General features: G+C 61.0%; 17 protein-coding genes. 14 read left to right on the forward strand and 3 right to left on the reverse strand.

Annotated features, from left to right (window positions below):
• Window positions 1-114 precede the first annotated feature (114 nt).
• The 4 genes from MUM_RS0104615 (at window position 115) to MUM_RS0104630 (ending at window position 3,468) form a co-directional block, all read left to right on the forward strand.
• Window positions 115-1,080, forward strand: a complete 966-nt coding sequence (locus tag MUM_RS0104615) for an L-carnitine dehydrogenase (RefSeq protein ID WP_010167535.1) — start codon at window positions 115-117, stop codon at window positions 1,078-1,080.
• Window positions 1,081-1,198: 118 nt separating this feature from the next.
• Window positions 1,199-1,675 (forward strand): thioesterase family protein, encoded by a 477-nt coding sequence (locus MUM_RS0104620; RefSeq protein ID WP_010167537.1) that lies wholly within the window; start codon window positions 1,199-1,201, stop codon window positions 1,673-1,675.
• 9 nt (window positions 1,676-1,684) lie between these two features.
• The gene (locus MUM_RS0104625; RefSeq protein ID WP_010167539.1) at window positions 1,685-2,845 is read left to right on the forward strand and encodes a gamma-butyrobetaine dioxygenase; all 1,161 of its coding nucleotides are present in this window, start codon (window positions 1,685-1,687) and stop codon (window positions 2,843-2,845) included.
• Window positions 2,846-3,204: 359 nt separating this feature from the next.
• Window positions 3,205-3,468 carry a hypothetical protein gene (locus MUM_RS0104630; protein ID WP_003216918.1) on the forward strand — a complete coding sequence of 88 codons (264 nt, stop codon included), beginning with the start codon at window positions 3,205-3,207 and terminating at the stop codon, window positions 3,466-3,468.
• Window positions 3,469-3,603: 135 nt separating this feature from the next.
• Here the strand turns inward: MUM_RS0104630 and MUM_RS0104635 are convergent, their stop codons facing one another.
• Window positions 3,604-4,707, reverse strand: coding sequence for a GlxA family transcriptional regulator (locus MUM_RS0104635; RefSeq protein WP_003216915.1), 1,104 nt, complete (start codon window positions 4,705-4,707; stop codon window positions 3,604-3,606).
• Between the two features lie 547 nt (window positions 4,708-5,254).
• Window positions 5,255-6,631, reverse strand: coding sequence for an L-serine ammonia-lyase (locus tag MUM_RS0104640; protein ID WP_010167542.1), 1,377 nt, complete (start codon window positions 6,629-6,631; stop codon window positions 5,255-5,257).
• A gap of 437 nt (window positions 6,632-7,068) precedes the next feature.
• Here MUM_RS0104640 and MUM_RS0104645 point away from each other — a divergent pair, with 437 nt between their 5' ends.
• The 3 genes from MUM_RS0104645 (at window position 7,069) to choV (ending at window position 10,105) form a co-directional block, all read left to right on the forward strand.
• Window positions 7,069-8,016: a choline ABC transporter substrate-binding protein gene (locus MUM_RS0104645; RefSeq protein WP_010167544.1), complete on the forward strand. Its 948-nt coding sequence runs from the start codon at window positions 7,069-7,071 to the stop codon at window positions 8,014-8,016.
• 68 nt (window positions 8,017-8,084) lie between these two features.
• Entirely contained in the window at window positions 8,085-8,930 is an 846-nt protein-coding gene (gene choW, locus MUM_RS0104650; protein ID WP_010167546.1) for a choline ABC transporter permease subunit, read from the forward strand.
• Complete coding sequence (gene choV, locus MUM_RS0104655; RefSeq protein WP_010167547.1) at window positions 8,927-10,105, forward strand: choline ABC transporter ATP-binding protein; 1,179 nt, start codon at window positions 8,927-8,929, stop codon at window positions 10,103-10,105. The genes choW and choV overlap by 4 nt, the downstream gene beginning before the upstream one ends.
• Window positions 10,106-10,261: 156 nt before the next feature.
• On the opposite strand, the gene MUM_RS0104660 is transcribed toward choV, so the two are convergent.
• Window positions 10,262-12,196: a BCCT family transporter gene (locus MUM_RS0104660; protein ID WP_238535520.1), complete on the reverse strand. Its 1,935-nt coding sequence runs from the start codon at window positions 12,194-12,196 to the stop codon at window positions 10,262-10,264.
• A gap of 376 nt (window positions 12,197-12,572) precedes the next feature.
• On the opposite strand from MUM_RS0104660, the gene betI reads away from it, so the two are divergent.
• From betI to mdtD, 7 genes are all read left to right on the forward strand, one after another.
• Complete coding sequence (gene betI, locus MUM_RS0104665) at window positions 12,573-13,166, forward strand: transcriptional regulator BetI (RefSeq protein ID WP_010167549.1); 594 nt, start codon at window positions 12,573-12,575, stop codon at window positions 13,164-13,166.
• 109 nt (window positions 13,167-13,275) lie between these two features.
• On the forward strand, window positions 13,276-14,748 hold the full coding sequence (gene betB / locus MUM_RS0104670) for a betaine-aldehyde dehydrogenase (protein WP_010167550.1): 1,473 nt from the start codon (window positions 13,276-13,278) through the stop codon (window positions 14,746-14,748).
• 130 nt (window positions 14,749-14,878) lie between these two features.
• Window positions 14,879-16,582, forward strand: coding sequence for a choline dehydrogenase (betA, locus tag MUM_RS0104675; RefSeq protein ID WP_010167551.1), 1,704 nt, complete (start codon window positions 14,879-14,881; stop codon window positions 16,580-16,582).
• Window positions 16,583-16,771: 189 nt separating this feature from the next.
• Entirely contained in the window at window positions 16,772-18,214 is a 1,443-nt protein-coding gene (locus MUM_RS0104680; RefSeq protein ID WP_010167552.1) for a TldD/PmbA family protein, read from the forward strand.
• The gene (locus MUM_RS0104685) at window positions 18,214-19,530 is read left to right on the forward strand and encodes a TldD/PmbA family protein (protein ID WP_010167553.1); all 1,317 of its coding nucleotides are present in this window, start codon (window positions 18,214-18,216) and stop codon (window positions 19,528-19,530) included. Before MUM_RS0104680 ends, MUM_RS0104685 begins: the two co-directional genes overlap by 1 nt.
• A 329-nt stretch (window positions 19,531-19,859) precedes the next feature.
• On the forward strand, window positions 19,860-20,750 hold the full coding sequence (locus MUM_RS0104690) for an alpha/beta fold hydrolase (protein ID WP_010167556.1): 891 nt from the start codon (window positions 19,860-19,862) through the stop codon (window positions 20,748-20,750).
• Window positions 20,751-20,787: 37 nt separating this feature from the next.
• Complete coding sequence (mdtD, locus tag MUM_RS0104695; RefSeq protein WP_003216894.1) at window positions 20,788-22,215, forward strand: multidrug transporter subunit MdtD; 1,428 nt, start codon at window positions 20,788-20,790, stop codon at window positions 22,213-22,215.
• The last annotated feature ends 120 nt before the right edge of the window (window positions 22,216-22,335 follow it).

The following is a 22,335-nucleotide window of genomic DNA, read 5'->3' on the forward strand; positions in this document are numbered from 1 at the left end:
GAGCCGGGCTTGCCCGCGATTGCGGCACACCTGCACCGAATACAGCTGCTGACACACCGCTATCGCAGGCAAGCCAGCTCCCACATTGATCACCGAACTCTTTAGGAATTTGCCATGAGCTTTATCACTGAAATCAAAACCTTCGCAGCGCTGGGCAGCGGTGTTATCGGCAGCGGCTGGGTGTCCCGCGCCCTGGCCCACGGCCTGGATGTGGTGGCCTGGGACCCGGCGCCCGGCGCCGAAGGGGCCCTGCGCAAACGTGTCGCCAATGCCTGGGGCGCCCTGGAAAAACAAGGCCTGGCACCCGGCGCATCGCAAGACCGTCTGCGCTTTGTGGCCACAATTGAAGAGTGCGTGAAAGACGCCGACTTCATCCAGGAAAGCGCCCCGGAACGCCTGGAGTTGAAGCTGGAATTGCACAGTAAGATCAGCGCGGCAGCCAAGCCGAATGCGTTGATTGGTTCGAGTACGTCGGGGCTGTTGCCGAGTGAGTTTTATGAAGGCTCCACGCACCCGGAACGCTGCGTGGTGGGTCACCCGTTCAACCCGGTTTACCTGTTGCCGCTGGTGGAAGTGGTAGGCGGTAAAAACACTGCACCCGAAGCCATTCAGGCGGCGATCAAGGTGTACGAATCCCTCGGCATGCGCCCTTTGCACGTGCGCAAAGAGGTGCCCGGTTTTATCGCCGATCGCTTGCTGGAAGCCTTGTGGCGTGAGGCGTTGCACCTGGTCAACGACGGGGTGGCAACCACCGGCGAGATCGACGATGCGATTCGCTTTGGCGCCGGTCTGCGCTGGTCATTCATGGGCACGTTCTTGACCTATACGCTGGCAGGCGGCGATGCCGGCATGCGGCACTTCATGGCGCAGTTCGGCCCGGCCTTGCAGTTGCCGTGGACCTATTTGCCGGCACCGGAATTGACCGACAAGTTGATCGACGATGTGGTGGACGGCACCAGCGATCAGTTGGGCAAACACAGCATTTCGGCGCTGGAGCGCTATCGTGATGATTGCCTGCTGGCGGTGCTGGAGGCGGTGAAGACCACCAAGGAAAAACACGGCATGACTTTCGCCGAATAACGGCTGTTGATTTCCTGTGGGAGCTGGCTTGCCTGCGATGGCGGTGGCGAATCTTGCACCGTCATCGCAGGCAAGCCAGCTCCCACATTTGACCGAGTACATACCCGGAACCCATGACATGCCCGCACTCACCACCTACACCACCAAAGTCCTCCCCGAGTGGGTCGACTACAACGGCCACCTGCGCGATGCGTTCTACCTGCTGATCTTCAGCTACGCCACCGATGCGCTGATGGACACCCTGGGCCTGGACAGCGAAAACCGCGAAGCCAGCGGTAACTCGCTGTTCACCCTGGAACTGCACCTCAACTACTTGCACGAAGTGAAGCTGGGCGCCGACGTCGAGGTGCACACCCAGCTCATCGCCCACGACCGCAAACGCCTGCACCTCTATCACAGCCTGCATCGGGTGGGCGACGAGAAGGAGTTGGCCGGCAACGAGCAAATGCTGCTCCACGTCGACCTCGCCGGCCCGCACTCGGCGCCATTCAGTGACGCGGTGCTGGGCAAACTTGCAAGCATCAGCGCCGAACAAACCGACCTGCCGAAGCCCGCCCTGCTCGGCCGCGTGATTGGACTGCCATCCCAAAAATAAGGAATCGCCATGCAAACCGCCGCCGCTGTTGCCGACTTCCGTACTTACCCGCTGATCAGTGACCTGGCCGACGTGCAGGTGCACGGCGATCACCTCAGCGTGCGATGGGCCGATGGGCGGGTCAGTCCGTTCCATCACCCGTGGCTGCGGGACAACTGCCCGTGCCCTGTTTGCGTCTACAGCGTGACCCGTGAACAAGTGCTGGAAATCGTCGATGTGGACGAAAACCTCACGGCCCTCAGTGCGTGTATCGACCAGGGTTTTCTGACGGTGGAATGGAGCGGCGGGCATCGCAGCCAATACGATCCCGGGTGGTTGCGGGCGCACGCCTACGACGATGAGTCCCGCGCCGAACGCCGGGCTGCCAAACCGAAATCCCTGCTGTGGGACCGTACGTTCGAGCTGCCCGTATTCGACTACTCGGCGCTGATGGAAGACCCGAAAGCCCTGCTGCAATGGCTGCTGGCTTTGCGTGACAGCGGCCTCACCCAAGTGCGCGGCGTGCCCACCGAACCTGGCTCACTGGCGCTGATCGCCAAGCGCATTTCGTTCATCCGCGAGAGCAATTTCGGCGTGCTGTTCAACGTGCAATCCAAGGCCGATGCCGACAGCAACGCCTACACCGCATTCAACCTGCCGCTGCACAGTGATTTGCCGACGCGAGAGCTGCAACCCGGGCTGCAATTCTTGCACTGCCTGGTGAACGACGCCGACGGTGGCGAGAGTATTTTTGTCGACGGTTTCGCCATTGCCCGAGCCTTGCGCGATGAAGACCCCGAAGCCTTTCACGCGCTGTGCGAGATCCCGGTAGAGTTCCGCAACAAGGACCGTCACAGCGACTATCGCCGGCTGGCGCCGATTATCGCGCTGGATACCTTGGGTGAAGTCGCCGAGATTCGCATGGCCAACTTTCTGCGCGGGCCGTTTGAAGCGCCAGCCGCGCAGATGCCGTTGCTGTATCGCGCCTATCGCCGGTTTATTGCGATGACCCGGGAAGAGCGTTTTCGGTTGGTCAAGCGTCTGAATCCGGGCGAGCTGTGGTGCTTTGATAATCGCCGGACGCTGCATGCGCGCAATGCGTTTGATCCGGCGTCCGGCGCGCGGCATTTCCAGGGCTGCTATATCGATCGGGATGAGTTGTTGTCCCGGATATTAGTGTTGCAAAGGTAGACCGCCATCGCAGGCAAGCCAGCTCCCACATTTGAAGGTATTCACAAATCAAAATGTGGGAGCTGGCTTGCCTGCGATGAGGCCAGTTGCAACCCCACAAATCCCAGCCAAAAAAAGCCCCGATCCAGCCGTGACAGGATCGGGGCAGAGTGCTTTGTGTGAGCGGTGCATCCCGAGGGTGACCAAACCTTCAAGCTGCTTGCTGGGTTCCAGTGTGCACATTCCGCGCGTTCATAAATGGCCCGAAAACGACCTGTTCATAGGTGTCCCGGACATTCGCGCATTCAGGCCTTGCCGACTCGGTGATGGCCTACCAGAATCGAACTCAATCCCCCGCTCCCCTAACAAGGATAAACGTCATGATGCACGCGGATTTGATTGACCAGGATGACCTGCTGGGCCAGCTGCGGTCGTTGGGTTTCGAAGTGTCCAGCGGCGCGACCGCCGAGCAGGCTTGTGAATGCGCGGTACGCGGTTTGAGTGCGGCGCGGGCCAAGGCACTCAAGGGTATGGTTGAGCAGATGTACACCGGCAGCGCGACGATTTTGCCGGCGGTGAGGCAAGCGATCGACAAGCAGTTGTTGCCGGCGTTGGTGCAGTTCAGGCAGAACTCTGGCGCCTGACAGACCTACTTTGTGGCGAGGGAGCTTGCTCCCGCTGGGCTGCGAAGCGGCCCCAAAATCCTGGGAGCGCTACGCACTGGAGCGCCAGCCCGGTCCAACGGGAGCAAGCTCCCTCGCCACAAAAGCCAGTTGGGGTTAGAGCCTTACACTCGCAAACGTCGACTCATTGCGCGCCTGGCTCAACGCCGACAACGGCCCGGACAACGGTGACAACACCAGCGCCTGGGGAATCGGCATCATCGCAACCTGTTGCGTGGTGTTGGAACCCACGCGCTCATCCCGCGGCGGAATGCCGAAGTATTCGCGATAGCACTTGGAGAAGTGCGGCGTGGAGACAAACCCGCACACCGACGCCACTTCGATGATCGACATCGGCGTTTGCTTGAGCAACTGCCGCGCACGAATCAAGCGCAACTTGAGGTAGTAGCGCGACGGCGAACAGTGCAGGTATTTCTGGAACAACCGCTCCAGCTGACGCCGGGAAACCGCGACGTACACCGCCAGCTCATCAAGGTCGATCGGCTCTTCCAGGTTGGCCTCCATCAGCGCGACGATTTCCTGCAGTTTCGGCTGGTTGGTGCCGAGCATGTGCTTGAGCGGCACACGCTGGTGATCCTGTTCGTTGCGGATGCGCTCGTACACAAACATCTCGGAGATCGCCGCCGACAATTCACGGCCGTGGTCGCGGCTGATCAGGTGCAGCATCATGTCCAGCGGCGCGGTGCCGCCCGAACTGGTGAAGCGGTTGCGGTCGAGGGTGAACAGGCGTGTGCTCATCGCCACGCGGGGGAAAGCCTCCTGCATCGACGCCAGGCATTCCCAGTGCACGCTGCAATCAAAGCCGTCCAGCAGGCCGGCGCAAGCCAGGGCCCAACTGCCGGTGCACACCGCGCCGAGGCGACGGGACTGGCGCGCCTGGCTTTGCAGCCACGACACATGTTCACGGGTCACGGTGCGCTGGATGCCCACGCCGCCGCAGACAATCACAGTGTCCAGGGCCGGGGCTTTGTGCATGGAAGCATCGGGGGTGATTTGCAGACCGTCGCTGGCCCACACCTGGTTTCCGTCGACACTCAACGTCGTCCAGCGATACAGCTCGCGGCCGGAAAGTTGGTTGGCCATACGCAGCGGTTCGACTGCGGAGGCCAGGGAAATCAGCGTGAAATTGTCCAGCAGCAAAAAGCCGATGGATTGAGGCGCACGGTTCTGGGGTTGAGCCCCTGAGTTGAACGACGTCATCGCGGTATCTCCTCACACAAAGCGGGTGATGGCCTCAGGCGAGGCTCTTGTTATTGCGCTCATCACCTTAAGGAAACTCCTGTGGCGAGAGGCTTTGTATTGATAGAGCAAATGCCATGCCTAAAGTTGAATGCGCATTCAATAACTCCTGAAAACGACCTCATGACGCGTCTATATAAGCCCGCGCATGGAGTGGGGGATATGACCCGGAAAAGACGTGAGAGAACGCAGGCTCAAGGGGTGTGAGCAGATCGGTAGCACTTGTGGGAAGGGAGAGAAACGACGTGGGAAAAGTCTGTCACCACAAGCACGGGTGACAGGTGGTCACGAGGGGAAATCGTTCGGGAGCTACTTATCTAATTGCGACGCGCTAAAAGGTGGCGCTTTTGGTTCGGGTGTTCACTTTATGAGCAGGCTGTTCTTCTGTGGCGAGGGAGCTTGCTCCCGCTGGAGTGCGAAGCGCTCCCAAGATTTTGGGGCTGCTGCGCAGCCCAGCGGGAGCAAGCTCCCTCGCCACAGCAAGCTCCCTCGTCACATAAAAGCTGGATCAACACTCGACAGCACTCACCGCCAACCCGCCCCGCGACGTTTCCTTGTACTTGTCATGCATATCCGCCCCGGTATCGCGCATGGTGCGGATCACCCGGTCCAGCGAGATAAAGTGTTGGCCATCACCCCGCAGCGCCATCTGCGCCGCGTTGATCGCCTTCACGGCGGCAATTGCATTGCGCTCGATGCACGGCACCTGCACCAGCCCGCCTACCGGGTCGCAGGTCAGGCCAAGGTTGTGTTCCAGGCCAATCTCCGCCGCGTTGCATAACTGCTCCGGCGTCGCACCGAGGATCTCCGCCAGCCCCGCCGCCGCCATGGCGCACGCCGAGCCGACTTCACCCTGGCAGCCGACTTCGGCACCCGAGATCGACGCGTTCTTTTTACACAGGATGCCCACCGCCGCCGCGCCGAGGAAATAGTCGACCACGTTGGCCTCGGTCACCTCTTCGCTGAATTTCATAAAGTAGTGCAGCACCGCCGGGATGATCCCCGCCGCGCCATTGGTGGGTGCCGTGACCATGCGCCCGCCGGCGGCGTTTTCTTCATTCACCGCCAGGGCAAACAGGTTGACCCACTCCATCGCGCTCAAGGTTGAGCCGATCACATTCGGCTTGCCCAACTCCTGCAAGCTGCGGTGCAACTTGGCCGCACGCCGCCGTACATTGAGCCCGCCGGGAAGAATGCCTTCGTGCTTGAGGCCCTGCTCCACACAATCCTGCATGGCACGCCAAAGCTTCATCAGGCCGCTGCGGATCTCGTCTTCCGAGCGCCAGGTTTTTTCATTCGCCAACATCAGTTCAGCGACCCGCAGGTTGTGGGTTTTGCACAGCTGGAGCAATTCCACCGCGCTGGAAAAGTCATAGGGCAACTCGGTACGGTCCATGTCTGCCACACCGCTGGCGGCCTGGGCTGCATCCACTACAAATCCACCGCCTACGGAGTAGTAGGTGTCGCGGTGCAACTCACCGTTATCACCAAACACCACCAGGGTCATGGCATTGGGGTGGAAGGGCAGGTTCTCGTCGATCAGGCGCATGTCTCGCGCCCATATGAAAGGCACCGGCAAACGTGCGTCCAGCAGCAGCGTATTGGTCTCGCGCAGGGTTTCGATGCGGATGCCGATTTGCGACGGATCAATCGCGTCCGGCCACTCACCCATCAGGCCCATGATCACCGCGTTATCGCTGCCATGCCCGATGCCGGTGGCCGACAAGGAGCCATACAGCTGAACTTCGACGCGCCTGACTTGTTCCAATACATCACGTTCACGCAGTCCTTGAACGAACAACGCCGCAGCGCGCATGGGGCCGACGGTGTGAGAACTCGAAGGCCCAATGCCGATCTTGAACAGGTCGAAAACGCTGATAGCCATTGCCGTGAAACTCCTCGATGAGCACAGGCCAGGCGTGAAAAAGCGCCTGGTGACGGAGCTGCTACGCTCATGTCGCAATCCGCCGAGATGCGGCCATCATCAAGCTTTTGCTGGTGCTCACGGCGTCTCACACCGACGTACCCATGCTCATCAGCGCCGCTGTTGTGGAAGGCGACGTTTTGGCCGTTTTTTGCGGTGCAGATCGGTAAAAAGTGCAGTTTTGCCGTGGAAAAAATCTGTAAGCGACGTCACCGACACTGGATACGACCATCCCTGTACTGGATACGACGCCCCCTGTAGGCGTCAGATTTTCACTGGTACATGATCAGTCTCGACTCGTTTGCACAGTTGCGTGGCAGAGCTGTGCCGCACGCCCAACCGCAACACCTATAAGCGCGGTGTGATCGCCGCCAGAAAAACACCAGGAGTCCACCCCCATGAAAGGTTCCCCGTCGTTGTTGTTGGCCGCCATGCTGAGTCTGCCAGCCCTGGCTCACGCTGCAGAACCGGCGCAATGCCAGACCGTCAACTTCTCCGATGTCGGCTGGACCGACATCACCGTCACCACCGCCACCACCAGCGAAGTCCTCAAGGGCCTCGGCTACAAACCCCGCACCACGATGATTTCCGTTCCGGTGACCTACAAGTCCCTGGCTGACGGCAAGAACATGGACATCTTCCTCGGCAACTGGATGCCGACCATGGAAAACGACATCAAGCAGTACCGTGATGCCGGCACCGTGGAAACCGTGCGCGCCAACCTGGAAAACGCCAAGTACACCCTGGCCGTACCGGAAGCGCTGTACAACAAGGGCCTGAAAGACTTCGCCGACATCGTCAAATTCAAGGATGAACTGGGCGGCAAGATCTACGGGATCGAGCCGGGCAACGACGGTAACCGCACCATCCAGACCCTCATCGACAAAGACGCCTTCGGCCTGAAAACCGCAGGCTTCAAAGTGGTCGAATCCAGCGAAGCCGGGATGCTCTCGCAGGTGGAACGCGCCACCAAACGCGACCAGGCCATCGTGTTCCTCGGCTGGGAACCGCACCCGATGAACACCCGCTTCAAGATGAAGTACCTGACCGGGGGTGATGATTCATTCGGCCCCAACTACGGCCAGGCCACCATCTACACCAACGTTCGCAAGGGCTACACCCAGGAATGCAGCAACGTGGGCCAGTTGCTGAAAAACCTGTCGTTCACCCTGAACATGGAAAGCACCCTGATGGGTAACGTCCTGGACGACAAGATGAAGCCTGACGCAGCCGCCAAGGCGTGGCTGAAGAAGAACCCGCAAGTGCTCGACACCTGGCTGGCCGGTGTGACCACTGTCGATGGCAAACCAGGACTGGAGGCCGTCAAAGCTTACCTCGCCAAGTAAACCGCTGACCCCGGGCCGGTACGCTGGCCCGGGATGTTTTTCCTCTTCGCATGTGGACATTCACTACCATGCTGACTGAACATAAAATCCCGCTAGGCCAGTACATCGCTGCCTTCGTTGAATGGTTGACCCAACACGGGGCCAGCTACTTCGACGCAATCGCATCGACCCTGGAAACGATGATCCACGGCGTGACGTTCGCGCTGACCTGGTTCAATCCGCTGGCATTGATCGGTCTGATTGCGCTGCTCGCTCATTTCATTCAACGCAAATGGGGCCTGACCGTTTTTGTCATCGCCTCCTTCCTGCTGATCCTGAACCTGGGGTACTGGCAGGAAACCATGGAGACCCTGGCGCAGGTGCTGTTCGCCACCCTGGTCTGCGTGGTGATCGGTGTGCCGCTGGGCATTGTTGCCGCGCACAAACCGATGTTCTACACCCTGATGCGGCCGGTGCTCGATCTGATGCAGACCGTACCGACCTTCGTCTACCTCATCCCTACCCTGACCCTCTTCGGGCTGGGTGTGGTGCCCGGGCTGATTTCCACGGTGGTGTTTGCGATTGCCGCGCCTATCCGTCTGACTTACCTGGGTATCCGTGATGTGCCGCAAGAGTTGATGGACGCCGGCAAGGCCTTTGGCTGCTCGCGCCGTCAGTTGCTCTCGCGGATTGAACTGCCCCACGCCATGCCGAGCATCGCCGCCGGCATTACCCAATGCATCATGCTGTCGTTGTCGATGGTGGTGATCGCGGCCCTGGTGGGCGCCGACGGCCTCGGCAAACCGGTGGTCAACGCGCTGAACACCGCCGACATCGCCCTGGGCTTTGAAGCGGGCCTGGCGATCGTATTGCTGGCCATCATGCTCGACCGCATCTGCAAACAACCCGACGCCAAAGTAGGGGGTGATGCATGAGCATTATCCGATTCGAAAATGTCGATGTGATCTTCTCCAAGGACCCTCGCGAGGCGCTCAAGCTGCTGGACCAGGGCATGACGCGCAACGAGATCCTGAAAAAGACCGGGCAGATCGTCGGCGTTGAAAACGCCAGCCTGGATGTGGAGAAAGGCGAGATCTGCGTGCTGATGGGCCTGTCCGGCTCGGGCAAGTCGAGCTTGCTGCGCTGCATCAACGGCTTGAACACCGTCAGCCGCGGCAAGCTGTTTGTGGAGCATGAAGGTCGGCAGATCGACATTGCTTCCTGCACCCCCGCCGAGCTGAAAATGATGCGCACCCAGCGCATCGCCATGGTGTTCCAGAAGTTCGCCCTGATGCCCTGGCTGACGGTGCGCGAAAACATCAGCTTCGGCCTGGAGATGCAGGGTCGTCCGGAAAAAGAACGGCGCAAGCTGGTGGACGACAAGCTGGAACTGGTGGGCCTGTCGCAGTGGCGCAACAAGAAGCCCGACGAGCTTTCCGGCGGCATGCAGCAGCGCGTCGGCCTGGCCCGCGCCTTGGCGATGGACGCCGATATCCTGCTGATGGACGAACCCTTCTCCGCACTCGACCCGCTGATCCGCCAGGGCTTGCAGGATGAGTTGCTGGAACTGCAACGCAAGCTGAGCAAGACCATCGTATTTGTGAGCCACGACCTGGATGAGGCGCTGAAACTCGGTAGCCGCATCGCGATCATGAAAGACGGCCGGATCATCCAGTACAGCGTGCCGGAAGAGATCGTGCTGAACCCGGCGGACGACTATGTGCGGACCTTCGTGGCCCACACCAATCCGCTGAATGTGTTGTGTGGCCGCAGCCTGATGCGCACGGTAGACAACTGCACCCACGTCAACGGTTCCATCAGCCTGGACCCGGGTGGCGACTCGTGGCTGGACCTTGCAGAAGGCAACACCATCAAGGGCGCGCGACAGAACGGCGCAGTGCTGAACTTGCAGAACTGGGCACCGGGGCAATCGGTGGAAGGTTTGGGCCGGATGCCGACGTTGGTGGATTCCAATATCGGGATGCGTGAAGCGTTGCAGATTCGCTATCAGACCGGGAACAAGCTGGTGCTGCAGGACAACAACAAGGTGGTGGGGATCCTGGGTGACAGCGAGCTCTACCACGCTCTCTTGGGCAAAAACCTGGGGTAAATCCTCCTGAAGGAACGGGGTCAATGTGGGAGCTGGCTTGCCTGCGATAGCTGCAGTGAATTCACCACTGCAATCGCAGGCAAGCCAGCTCCCACATTTGACCCCATTCCAACCCTGGAACAGCGGCGCCAGTGAAGGCACCGCTCCTTTCAACACTCAGCTATAGACACGGCCAAGGAGCTGCCGATGGCTTTCAAACTGATCGAGCACGTCCCGGGTGATCTGCTCCTGGGTGAAGCCCATCAGGTCGTATTCCTGAGGCCCGTTGTGCAGGTAAACCTCGGCGCGGTAGTAACGCGTGCGCTCTTCTTCGGGCAAATCGTTCGGTGCCGACGAATAAGCATCCAGGCTCACCTCGTAGACAAACGGATTCCCCTCTTCCATCTCGATGCGCACACCAATGCAGCGCTTGGATTTGCCCAGCAAGGTTTGCACTTCCAGCCCCTGATCACGCAACGCAGTCGCCGCTTCTTCCAGCGCCGGCGTGACGTGCTTGTCCATAAAGCGCTGCACGGTACCCTGGCTCGGTTGCAGGTCCAGGGCGGTCAGGCGCTCGCTGAAACCACGACGGCCTCGTTCGGCCAGTTGCGCCTGTTCCAGCTCGATGGCCACGTCCTGGCGCATCGCCTTGTGCAGGCCGAACATGAAGAAAATCAGCACCACCGAGAACGGCAGGCCCGCCAGCACCACCATGGTTTGCATGGCTTCAAAGTTACCGGCGAACAACAGGCCGATGGTCACCAGGGTGATCACGGCGGACCAGAAAATCCGCAGCCAGTGCGGCGCATCTTCGTCAACGTTGCCGCCCTTGCAGGAAAGGTTCGCCATCATCACCGCGCCGGAATCCGCCGGGGTCAGGAACAGCACGAAGCCCACAAAGATCGACACACCGATCACGATCTTCGACGCCGGGTAATGCTCCAGCAGTTGGTAGATCGCCATGGACGGCTGTTCCAGTGCCGTCTTGCCCAACTCCACCGCACCATGGTTGACCACCAGGTCCAGGGCCGAGTTGCCGAAGATCGACAGCCACGCCAGGGTGAAGCCCAGCGGAATCAGCAGCACGCCGGCCACCAGTTCACGCACCGTGCGACCACGGGAAATACGCGCGATGAACATGCCCACGAATGGCGCCCAGGAAATCCACCAGGCCCAGTAGAACAGAGTCCACAGGCCCATCCAGCGCTCGGTCTTGTCGGCGTCGCCTTCGTACACATACAGGTCGAAGGTTTTCAGCACGATGCCGTTCATGTAGTCGCCGATGTTCTGCACGAAGCCGTTGAGCAAGTGCAGGGTCGGGCCAAACAGCAGCACGAAAATCAGCAGGCCGCTGAACAGCACGATGTTCAGGTTGGACAGGCGGCGAATCCCGTTTTCCACACCCGACACGGCAGCGATGGTCGCCACGGTGCTCATCACGATGATCACAATCAGCAGGTTGGTGTTGCTGTGCTGCATGCCGAACAGGTTTTCCAACCCGGACGACACCTGCATCGAACCAATCCCCAGGTTTGTCACCAGGCCCAGCAGGGTCACGAACATGCCGAAGCCGTCCACTGCGTGACCGGCTGCGCCTTTCACCCAACGCTCGCCCACCAGCGGGTACAGCGCCGAGCGCAAGGCCAGCGGCTGGTTATGACGGTAGGCAAAGTACGCCACGGCCAGGCCCACCAGAGCGTAGATCGCCCAGCCGTGCAGGCCCCAGTGCAGGAACGTCAGCTGCAGCGCCTGGCGCGCGGCTTCGCCGGTGGCCGACGCGCCTTCCGGCGGGTTGAAGTAGTGGTCCAGCGGCTCGGACGCGCCGAAGTACAGCAGCGAGATGCCGATGCCCGACGAGAAGAGCATGCCGGCCCATGCGCCGTAGCTGAAGTCCGGGGTGTCGTCCTTGCTGCCCAGTTTCAATTTACCGTAGGACGAAAACGCCAGGCCCACCACAAACACCAGGTAGGCGGCGATCACGACCATGTAGTACCAGCCAAAGCTTTTCGACAACCAGGCTTGGGCTACACCGAGCATCCTGCCGGCTTCCTGCGGGGCGATGATCAGAATCGCGGTCAACAACAGAATCAGCGCGGTGGAGGTGTAGAACACCCAACCGTTGACCCGCACCTTTTCTGGCGGGGTCTTTATAAGAGAGGCAGAACTCATGGCACAGATGCTCCGGGCAGTGCAGAGAAACACAAGGCAACGCATGACCCGAGCCATCGATTTTTCGGCAGTCGACGGACGGGTGTATAAAGACACCCCGAAAAACCATGAACCCACGGCGAACCGCTGTGCCGGGCTGTTTCATGGGTTTTCCCGATGTCAGGTGGCGCCACATACACGTAGGAAATACCTGTAGGCAGCGACCATTTGTCGCAGATCTTATTCTTTGTTGATTGAACGTTCAATCAAAACAAAATAGACTGGCCCACAAGCCGACGGACGTTTATCGCCCGTTGGCAGGCCTAAGGAGAGGTGCACGATGCCCAAGGTCGGTATGCAACCCATACGCCGCCAGCAGTTGATCGAAGCCACATTGACTGCGGTCGATCAGGTCGGAATGGGGGATGCCAGCATTGCGCTGATCGCCCGTCTGGCCGGTGTCTCGAATGGCATCATCAGTCACTATTTTCAGGACAAGAATGGCCTGATCGCCGCCACGATGCGGTACCTGATGAACGTCCTGATCGAGAACGTCACCGAGCGCCGGTTGGCGCTGAAAGATGACAGCCCGCGGGCTCATCTTCAGGTGATCATCGAAGGCAACTTCGACGCCAGCCAGGTCAACGGCCCGGCTATGAAAACCTGGCTGGCCTTCTGGGCCACCAGCATGCACCACCCGTCATTGCACAGGCTGCAGCGGATCAACGATCACCGTCTGTATTCCAACCTGTGCTGCCAGTTCCGCCGAGCGTTGCCGTTGTCCGAGGCACGCAGCGCAGCCCGAGGCCTGGCGGCCCTGATCGACGGTTTGTGGTTGCGCGGCGCCCTGTCGGGAGACGCTTTCGACACGGAGCAGGCGCAACGGATCGCTTACGAATACATGGATTTCCAATTGGCCAAGCAGGTGAGTTAGAGCACACATAAACGCTCAACCCCTGAACGGCTGCCGGCCGGTGTTGCCAGAACCTTATGGCCCACCTTCGGCGGTTAACGCCAACCACTTATGCACTTGCGAGGACTTTATGGCCCGTTTCGAACTGCAAAAACTCTACATTGACGGCGGCTACTCCGACGCTGGCAGCGATGCCACTTTCGAAGCCATCAACCCGGCTAACGGTGAAGTTCTCGCCAACGTGCAACGCGCCACTAAAGAAGACGTTGAGCGCGCTGTGGTCAGCGCTGAAAAGGGCCAGAAAATCTGGGCCGCCATGACCGCCATGGAGCGTTCGCGCATCCTGCGTCGCGCCGTTGAAATCCTGCGTGAGCGCAACGACGAACTGGCCGCCCTGGAAACCCTGGACACCGGCAAGCCGTACTCCGAAACCCAATACGTCGACATCGTCACCGGCGCCGACGTGCTGGAATACTACGCAGGCCTGGTGCCCGCCATCGAAGGCGAGCAGATCCCACTGCGCACGACTTCGTTCGTCTACACCCGTCGCGAGCCGCTGGGCGTCGTCGCCGGTATCGGTGCGTGGAACTACCCGATCCAGATCGCCCTGTGGAAATCCGCACCGGCCCTGGCCGCGGGTAATGCGATGATCTTCAAGCCAAGTGAAGTCACCTCGCTGACCACCCTGAAACTGGCTGAAATCTACACCGCCGCCGGCGTTCCGGATGGCGTGTTCAACGTCCTGACCGGCAGCGGCCGTGAAGTCGGCACCTGGCTGACCGAGCACCCGCGCATCGAGAAAGTCTCCTTCACCGGCGGCACCGACACCGGCAAGAAAGTCATGGCCAGCGCTTCGAGCTCTTCGCTCAAAGAAGTCACCATGGAACTGGGCGGCAAGTCCCCGCTGATCATTTTCGACGACGCCGACCTCGATCGCGCCGCCGACATCGCGATGATGGCCAACTTCTACAGCTCGGGCCAGGTCTGCACCAACGGCACGCGCGTGTTCGTTCCGACCGCCCTCAAAGGCGCGTTCGAAGCCAAGATCGCCGAGCGCGTTGCGCGCATCCGCGTCGGCAACCCGGAAGATGAAAACACCAACTTCGGCCCGCTGGTCAGCTTCGCCCACATGGAAAGCGTGCTCGGCTACATCGCCAAGGGCAAGGAAGAAGGCGCCCGCCTGCTGTGCGGCGGCGACCGTCTGACCGACGGCGAATACGCCAAGGGTGCTTACGTTGCGCCGACCGTGTTCACCGACTGCACCGACGACATGACCATCGTCCGTGAAGAAATCTTCGGCCCTGTGATGAGCATCCTCACCTACGACACCGAAGAAGAAGTGATCCGCCGCGCCAACGACACCGACTTCGGCCTGGCTGCTGGCCTGGTGACCAAGGACCTGAACCGCGCTCACCGCGTGATTCATCAGTTGGAAGCCGGTATCTGCTGGATCAACGCCTGGGGCGAGTCCGACGCGAAGATGCCGGTTGGCGGCTACAAGCAGTCGGGTGTGGGCCGTGAGAACGGCATCAGCTCGCTGAACAACTTCACTCGCATCAAATCGGTACAGGTTGAGCTGGGCGACTACGCCTCGGTGTTCTAAGGCTGATACCGCCAATCGCCCGCAAGCGGGCTCCTACAAGGACTGCGCATGACCTGTAGGAGCCGGCTTGCCGGCGATCGAGTGCGACGCACTCGCCTGACCTGACCATATCTAAATGAGGGTGCATTTAATGTCCCAAGAATACGACTACATCATTGTGGGTGCCGGCTCCGCCGGTAATACCCTGGCGACCCGTCTGACCGAAGACGAAGGCGTCACCGTCCTGCTGCTGGAAGCCGGCGGCCCGGACTACCGTTTCGATTTCCGTACCCAGATGCCAGCCGCCCTGGCGTTCCCGCTGCAAGGCCGTCGCTATAACTGGGCCTACGAAACCGACCCAGAGCCACACATGGACGGCCGCCGGATGGAATGCGGTCGCGGCAAGGGCCTCGGCGGCTCCTCGCTGATCAACGGCATGTGCTATATCCGCGGCAACGCGATGGACTACGACAACTGGTCGAAACTGCCAGGCCTGGAAGACTGGACCTACCTGGACTGCCTGCCGTATTTCCGTAAAGCCGAAACCCGCGACATCGGCCCGAACGACTACCACGGTGGCGAAGGCCCGGTCAGCGTGACCACGCCAAAAGCCGGCAACAACCCGCTGTTCCATGCGATGGTTGAAGCAGGCGTACAGGCCGGTTACCCGCGCACAGAAGACTTGAACGGCTACCAGCAGGAAGGCTTCGGCCCGATGGACCGTACCGTGACGCCGAACGGCCGTCGCGCCAGCACCGCTCGCGGTTACCTGGACACGGCCAAGAAGCGCTCGACGCTGACCATCGTCACCCACGCACTGACCGACAAAGTACTGTTCGAAGGCAAGCGTGCCGTTGGCGTTCGCTACCTGATCGGTGCTGCCGAAGAACGCGTTGAAGCCCGCGCCCGCAAGGAAGTCCTGGTGTGCAGCGGCGCAATCGCTTCGCCGCAACTGCTGCAACGCTCCGGCGTTGGCCCGGCGAAACTGCTGGAAAGCCTCGACATCCCGGTGGTCCACGACCTGCCTGGCGTCGGCGAAAACCTGCAGGACCACCTTGAGCTGTACCTGCAATACGCCTGCACCCAACCGGTCTCGCTGTACCCGTCGTTGCTCTGGTACAACCAGCCGGCTATCGGTGCCGAGTGGCTGTTCAACGGTACCGGGATCGGCGCCAGCAACCAGTTCGAAGCGGGCGGTTTCATCCGTACCCGTGAAGAATTCGATTGGCCGAACATCCAGTACCACTTCCTGCCGGTAGCGATTAACTACAACGGCAGCAACGGTGTGAAAGAGCACGGTTTCCAGGCGCACATGGGCTCCATGCGTTCGCCGAGCCGTGGCCGTATCCAGCTGAAGTCGAAGAACCCGCGGGACTACCCGAGCATCCTCTTCAACTACATGGCCACCGAGCAGGACTGGCAGGAATTCCGCGACGGCATCCGCCTGACCCGTGAAATCATGCAACAGCCGGCACTCGACCAGTACCGTGGCCGCGAAATCAGCCCGGGCATCGACGTACAGACCGACGAGCAACTGGATAAATTTATCCGTGAGCACGCCGAGACCGCGTTCCACCCGTCCTGCTCGTGCAAGATGGGCACCGACGAGATGGCCGTGGTTGACGCTGAAGGCCGTGTGCATGGCATGCAGGGTCTGCGTGTGGTGGATGCGTCGATCATGCCGATCATCACTACCGGTAACCTGAACGCGCCGACGATCATGATCGCCGAGAAAATCGCCGACAAGATCCGTGGTCGTAAGCCACTGCCGCGCAGCACTGCGGATTACTACGTAGCCGGCGATGCGCCGGTGCGTGGCAAGCCGATGCGTGAAGTGGGTCCGACTGCGCAGTAACTGATAACACTGTGGCGAGGGAGCTTGCTCCCGCTGGAGTGCGAAGCGCTCCCAAGATTTTGGGGCTGCTACGCAGCCCAGCGGGAGCAAGCTCCCTCGCCACAGGTAATCACCTTTCCTTGATCAGCTCCCCGCCCCGGGCCTACTCTGTTTGCCTGCCCGCGCCGAGCCGCCCACAAGGAAGGCCCCATGTTCGACCACCACGCCACACTCAAAAAGCAGTTCAGTGCCCTGCGCACCACTGCCGAATTCTTCTCCCTGCGCTACGTCCGCGAGTCCGGCCGGTACCTGTCGGTACGCAAGAACGTCGCCGAGCCGCCGCACCTGAGCCAGGACGAAGGCGCGATGCTCACCGTGCGCCTCAACGGCGTCGAAGCCTACGCCGCCACCCACGACATTTCCCTGCCCGGCCTGCAAGCCGCCCTTGAGCGAGCCGAACAGCAAGCCCGGTTGATCAAGCCCCACGCCCTGCTCGACCTGCGTGACCAGCCGGTGTCCAGCGACATCGCCGATTACCTGTCGCCGAACCTCGACCAACCCTTCCCGTCCCTGAGCGACTGCTACCAACTGCTGGGCGCCGAATCGGCCGCCGTGCCCAAGGACGAGCGCCTGGTGAACTGGGAAGTCAGCCTGGGCACCACCCACGTCGAACAGATCTACCTCAACAGCGCCGGTGCCGAGCTGCGCCAGGCCCAGCGCTTTGTGTTCCCGGGCGTGAACGTCACGGCCTACGACGGCAACGACAGCCAGACCCGCACCCTGGGCGGCACCAACTTTGGCCAGCAAGGCGGGTTTGACGTGATCAGCCGCTTTGGCCTGGTAGGCGCCGCACCGCAGATTGCCGATCAAGCGCTGCAACTGTTACTGGCACCGAATACGCCGCAAGGGCCGCGTGACCTGCTGCTGATGCCTGACCAGATGATCCTGCAGATCCACGAATCCATTGGCCATCCGCTGGAACTGGACCGCATCCTCGGTGATGAACGCAATTACGCCGGCACCAGCTTCGTCAAGGCCAGCGACTTCGGCCACCTGCAATACGGCTCCAACCTGCTCAACGTGACCTTCGACCCGGACATTCCCGAGCAACTCGCCAGCTACGGGCACGACGACGACGGCACCCGCGCCAGCAAACAATTCCTGATCCGCGAAGGCCTGCTGCTCAAGCCATTGGGCGGTGCGTTGTCGCAATACCGCTCCGGCCTGGGCGGCGTCGCCAACAGCCGCGCTTGCAGCTGGAACCGCGCGCCCATCGACCGCATGGCCAACCTGAACATCGAGGCCGGCGACCAGAACATGGCGCAACTGATTGGCGGTATCGAGAACGGCATCCTGATGTCCACCAACCGTTCGTGGTCGATTGACGACGCGCGCAACAAATTCCAGTTCGGCTGCGAGTGGGGCCAGTTGATTGAAAACGGCGAACTCAAAGGCGTGGTGAAGAACCCCAACTACCGGGCGATCTCCGCACAGTTCTGGCGCAACCTCAGCGCCGTTGGCGACGCCAGTACCTTCAAGGTGCTGGGCACGCCGAACTGCGGCAAGGGCGAACCCAACCAGGTGATCCGCGTCGGCCATGCGTCGCCGGCCTGTGTGTTCAGCAACGTGGATGTATTCGGGGGAGACGCCTGATGAACAATTTCAAAACCCTGGTGGACTGGCTCAAACAGGCCATCACCGACAGCGAACAATTCCACCTCGGCTACGCCGACGAGTCTTCCGAGTTCGTGCGCTTCAACCACGGCAAAGTGCGCCAGGCCGGCCAGGTGCAACAGGCCAGCCTGAACCTGAAGCTGATCGATGACGGGCGCCACGCCGACCTCGGCATCACCCTGGCAGGCGAGCCTGAGCTGGACCGCCAGCGCCTGGCCGACGGCCTGCAACAACTGCGCGAGACCCTGCCGTTGTTGCCGCAGGACCCGTACCTGCTGCTCAATCACAACGCCTGGCAGAACAAGGATCAGCAAGACCGACCACTGCCGGACCTGGCTCAGGTACTGGAAGCAATCAGCCTGGCGGCTGAAGGCGTGGACATGGTTGGCTTTTACGCCGCCGGCCCTATCAGCCGTGGCTTTGCCAGTTCATCAGGCGCTTTCGGCTGGCACCAGGCCAACAGTTTCAACTTCGACTTCAGCCTGTTCCACACGAACGGTGAAGCGGTGAAAGCCAGCTACGCCGGTAACGATTGGGACAGCGCGGCCTTCGCCCAACGCTTCCAGCAGGCCCGCGAGCAACTGGAGTTCCTCGGTCGCCCGCTGCACCCACTGGCACCGGGGCAATACCGCGCCTACCTGGCCCCGGCGGCCATGGAAGAAATCATCAGCATGCTGACCTGGGGCGGTTTCTCCGCCCAAGCCATCGCCAGCAAGGGCAGCCCGTTGCAGCGCCTGTATGCCGGCGATCAAGCCTTGAGCCCGCTGGTGGCCGTGGACGAACAGGTCAGTGGCTCCCTGAGTTCGGCGTTTTCCCGCGATGGCTATCCACGCAGCGACGTGAAGCTGATCAGCGGCGGCAAGGCCGAAGGCCAACTGGTGAACTCCCGCAGCGCCGCCGAGTACGGCCTGAGCACCAACGGCGCCAGCAGCGATGAGTCCCCCAGCGCGTTGCAGATGGCGGCGGGCAGCCTGGCCCAGGCCGATATCCTCAAGCAATTGGGCACCGGCTTGTACATCAGCAACCTGTGGTACCTGAACTACTCCGACCAGCCCGCCGCGCGCCTGACCGGCATGACCCGCTTCGCCACGTTCTGGGTCGAAAACGGCGAGATCAAGGCGCCGGTCAGCACCATGCGTTTTGATGACAGCGTGTACAGCCTGCTGGGCTCGCAACTGGAAGCGTTGACCGCTGATCGGGAATTGCTGCTGTCGGCGAGTACGTACAGCCAGCGCAACACCTCGTCCAACCTATTACCGGGCGCATTGGTAAAACGGCTGACCCTGACCTTGTAAACAACGCAAAACCCATGTGGGAGCGGGCTTGCCCGCGATAACGGTGTATCAGTACCAGATGTGCTAAATGACACTGCGCTATCGCAGGCAAGCCCGCTCCCACATTTGATTGCGTTCCACATCTAGATTCGCTTCAGCCTCAAAAACCCACTCCAGACACCTGGCCGTCCGGCCAGTTGTCGCTCGCGAGAAACCTCGTTATAAAGGTTGGTGGCACCTAGCCACGTCCGCGCGGTAAAAAAACTCAAACAACACCCCGCCGTCCTCAACCCACTTGTACGCAAGTGATGCACGACCTTGCCCGGGATAGGGCAAGCTGGAGCGTTGACATGAACCATGGAAGTTTTGTCATTGAGAAGCTGTTCAAGCACTACAACGTTCACGTAGAGCAACTTGGTAACAACCCAGAGAAAAAAACCGTGCTGTTGGTCAATGGCGCGCTGTCCACCACCCGCTCGTTTGCCCGCACCAGCAAGTGCCTGTCCGAGCACTTCAATGTGCTGATGTTCGACTTGCCGTTCTCCGGCTATTCGCGCCCGCACAACACCGACCTCGACCTTGTGACCAAGGACGATGAAGTGCAGATCCTGCGGGCACTGGTAGAGCGCTTTCAGGTCAACCACCTGGTGTCTGCCTCGTGGGGCGGGATTTCCACGCTGCTGACCCTGGCCCATAACCCGCCGTCCATTGAAAGCTCGGTGGTGATGGCACTGGCGCCCAACCTCAACCAGGCGATGCTCGAATACGTAGAGCGGGTGCGGGTGCTGATCGAGGCCGATGACAAGTCCGCCGTCGGCCATCTACTGAATGAAACCGTGGGCAAATATCTGTCGCCGCGGCTCAAGCGCAACAACCACCGGCACCTCTCTACCATGGCCACCACCGAGTATCGCCAGGCGCGCTTCCATATCCATCAGGTGCTGGCGCTGGGTGACGGCAACTACCTGCCGCAATTGACCCGGATCGAGACCCCCGTGCACTTCCTCAACGGCGTCCTGGACGAGTACACCCCGGCAGACGAAGCCCAACTGTTCAAAAAATACGTGGGGCGCAGCAGCTTCGCCACCGCCGAACACACCGGCCATTTGCTCGATCTGGAATCCCGCGAGGCGGCACTGGCAGTGCACCGTGCGCTGCTCGATTTCCTGGTGGGCAAGCACGTGGCGTTGTCAGATATAGACGAAGCGCCAGTGGGAAAAGGAGCTGCCGATAGCGCATAATCGCCAACACATAGGCTGCTAACAAAAAAGGTAACTCATGCCGAATCGCGCCCCTCTCGATGCCAAGACCGCCCGCTGGCTACCCTGGGTGGTAGCGATTGCCTTCTTCATGCAGTCGCTGGATGGGACGATTCTCAACACCGCCTTGCCGGCCATGGCCCGGGACCTGGCGGAGAACCCCTTGCGCATGCAAGGCGTAGTGATCGCCTACATGCTCACGGTGGCCTTGCTGATTCCCGCCTCGGGTTGGGTGGCCGACCGCTTCGGCACCAAGAAGATTTTCTTCGGCGCGATCATGCTGTTCAGCATCGGTTCGTTGCTTTGCGCACTCTCCAGCACGCTGACCATGCTGGTGGGCGCGCGGGTGATCCAGGGCCTCGGTGGTGCCTTGATGTTGCCGGTGGGCAGGCTGGTGGTGCTGCGCGCCTACCCGCGTTCGGAGCTGGTGCGGATCATGGGCTTCATCACCATTCCCGGGCTGCTCGGCCCGTTGCTCGGCCCGACCATGGGCGGCTGGATGGTGCAATACCTGACCTGGCACTGGATCTTCCTGATCAACCTGCCGGTGGGCATCATCGGCTGCTACGCCGTGTGGAAATTCATTCCCGACCTGCGCGGCAGCGAACGCACGCGGTTCGACGGCGTGGGTTTCCTGCTGTTCGGCGCGGCGATGGTGCTGATCACCATCGCCATGGAAGGCCTCGGCGAATTGCACCTGCCGCACCTGCGGGTGATGTTGCTGCTGTTCGGCGGCCTCGCGTGCCTGGCGGCCTATTGGCTGCGGGCCGGGCATATCGACAATCCACTGTTTTCCCCAGTGCTGTTCAAGACCCGGACCTTCGCCGTGGGCATCCTCGGCAACCTGTTCGCCCGCCTAGGCAGCGGTGCGTTGCCATTCCTGGTGCCGCTGCTGTTGCAGGTGGCGTTGGGTTACTCACCGTCCGAAGCCGGGATGAGCATGCTGCCCCTGGCGGCGGCGGCGATGTTTGCCAAGTCCATCGCCCGGCCACTGATCGAGCGCCTGGGCTACCGCGTGGTGCTGACCGGCAACACCCTGGCGCTGGGCATCATGCTGGCAAGCATGGGCCTGGTCAGCGAACACACGCCCTACCCGCTGCTGCTGAGCATGCTGGCGATCCTCGGGGCGATCAACTCGCTGCAATTCACCGCGATGAACACCGTGACCCTGATCGACCTCGACGACGCCCAGGCCAGCAGCGGCAACAGTTTGCTGTCGGTGGTGGCGCAGTTGTCCCTGAGCCTCGGGGTGGCCTGCGCCGGTGCGCTGCTGGGTGGTTTCACCGCAGAAGTGGGCAACGACGGGGTCGACACCGTGCTCGGCGCGTTCCAGCTGACCTTCGTCACCGTGGGCATCATGGCGATGCTGGCGGCGGCGATCTTCCTGCAACTGTCGCCAAAAGACGGCAAACGCGTGGTCAGCCGCGAGCACGACATCGAGCATTAACAGGCTTCTCGTCTAGAACTTGCAGGGAAAATCCTTCGGGACTGGTACACTGCGCGACATTTTGTTTTGCAGAGCCAGTCCCGTGACTACCATCGCCACCGCTTTTAATACTTTGCCGCT

Source organism: Pseudomonas sp. PAMC 25886, assembly GCF_000242655.1.
Classification (GTDB): domain Bacteria; phylum Pseudomonadota; class Gammaproteobacteria; order Pseudomonadales; family Pseudomonadaceae; genus Aquipseudomonas.

Bases quoted from the DNA above. Each gene is read 5' to 3' on its own strand.
- MUM_RS0104685 (WP_010167553.1), top strand. From the start codon at position 18,214: ATGAACAATTTCAAAACCCTGGTGGACTGGCTCAAACAGGCCATCACC.
- MUM_RS0104620 (WP_010167537.1), top strand. From the start codon at position 1,199: ATGCCCGCACTCACCACCTACACCACCAAAGTCCTCCCCGAGTGGGTC.
- MUM_RS0104690 (WP_010167556.1), top strand. From the start codon at position 19,860: ATGAACCATGGAAGTTTTGTCATTGAGAAGCTGTTCAAGCACTACAAC.
- choW (WP_010167546.1), top strand. From the start codon at position 8,085: ATGCTGACTGAACATAAAATCCCGCTAGGCCAGTACATCGCTGCCTTC.
- MUM_RS0104615 (WP_010167535.1), top strand. From the start codon at position 115: ATGAGCTTTATCACTGAAATCAAAACCTTCGCAGCGCTGGGCAGCGGT.
- MUM_RS0104640 (WP_010167542.1), bottom strand. From the start codon at position 6,631: ATGGCTATCAGCGTTTTCGACCTGTTCAAGATCGGCATTGGGCCTTCG.
- MUM_RS0104680 (WP_010167552.1), top strand. From the start codon at position 16,772: ATGTTCGACCACCACGCCACACTCAAAAAGCAGTTCAGTGCCCTGCGC.
- betA (WP_010167551.1), top strand. From the start codon at position 14,879: ATGTCCCAAGAATACGACTACATCATTGTGGGTGCCGGCTCCGCCGGT.
- MUM_RS0104635 (WP_003216915.1), bottom strand. From the start codon at position 4,707: ATGACGTCGTTCAACTCAGGGGCTCAACCCCAGAACCGTGCGCCTCAA.
- MUM_RS0104645 (WP_010167544.1), top strand. From the start codon at position 7,069: ATGAAAGGTTCCCCGTCGTTGTTGTTGGCCGCCATGCTGAGTCTGCCA.
- betB (WP_010167550.1), top strand. From the start codon at position 13,276: ATGGCCCGTTTCGAACTGCAAAAACTCTACATTGACGGCGGCTACTCC.
- betI (WP_010167549.1), top strand. From the start codon at position 12,573: ATGCCCAAGGTCGGTATGCAACCCATACGCCGCCAGCAGTTGATCGAA.
- choV (WP_010167547.1), top strand. From the start codon at position 8,927: ATGAGCATTATCCGATTCGAAAATGTCGATGTGATCTTCTCCAAGGAC.
- mdtD (WP_003216894.1), top strand. From the start codon at position 20,788: ATGCCGAATCGCGCCCCTCTCGATGCCAAGACCGCCCGCTGGCTACCC.
- MUM_RS0104625 (WP_010167539.1), top strand. From the start codon at position 1,685: ATGCAAACCGCCGCCGCTGTTGCCGACTTCCGTACTTACCCGCTGATC.
- MUM_RS0104630 (WP_003216918.1), top strand. From the start codon at position 3,205: ATGATGCACGCGGATTTGATTGACCAGGATGACCTGCTGGGCCAGCTG.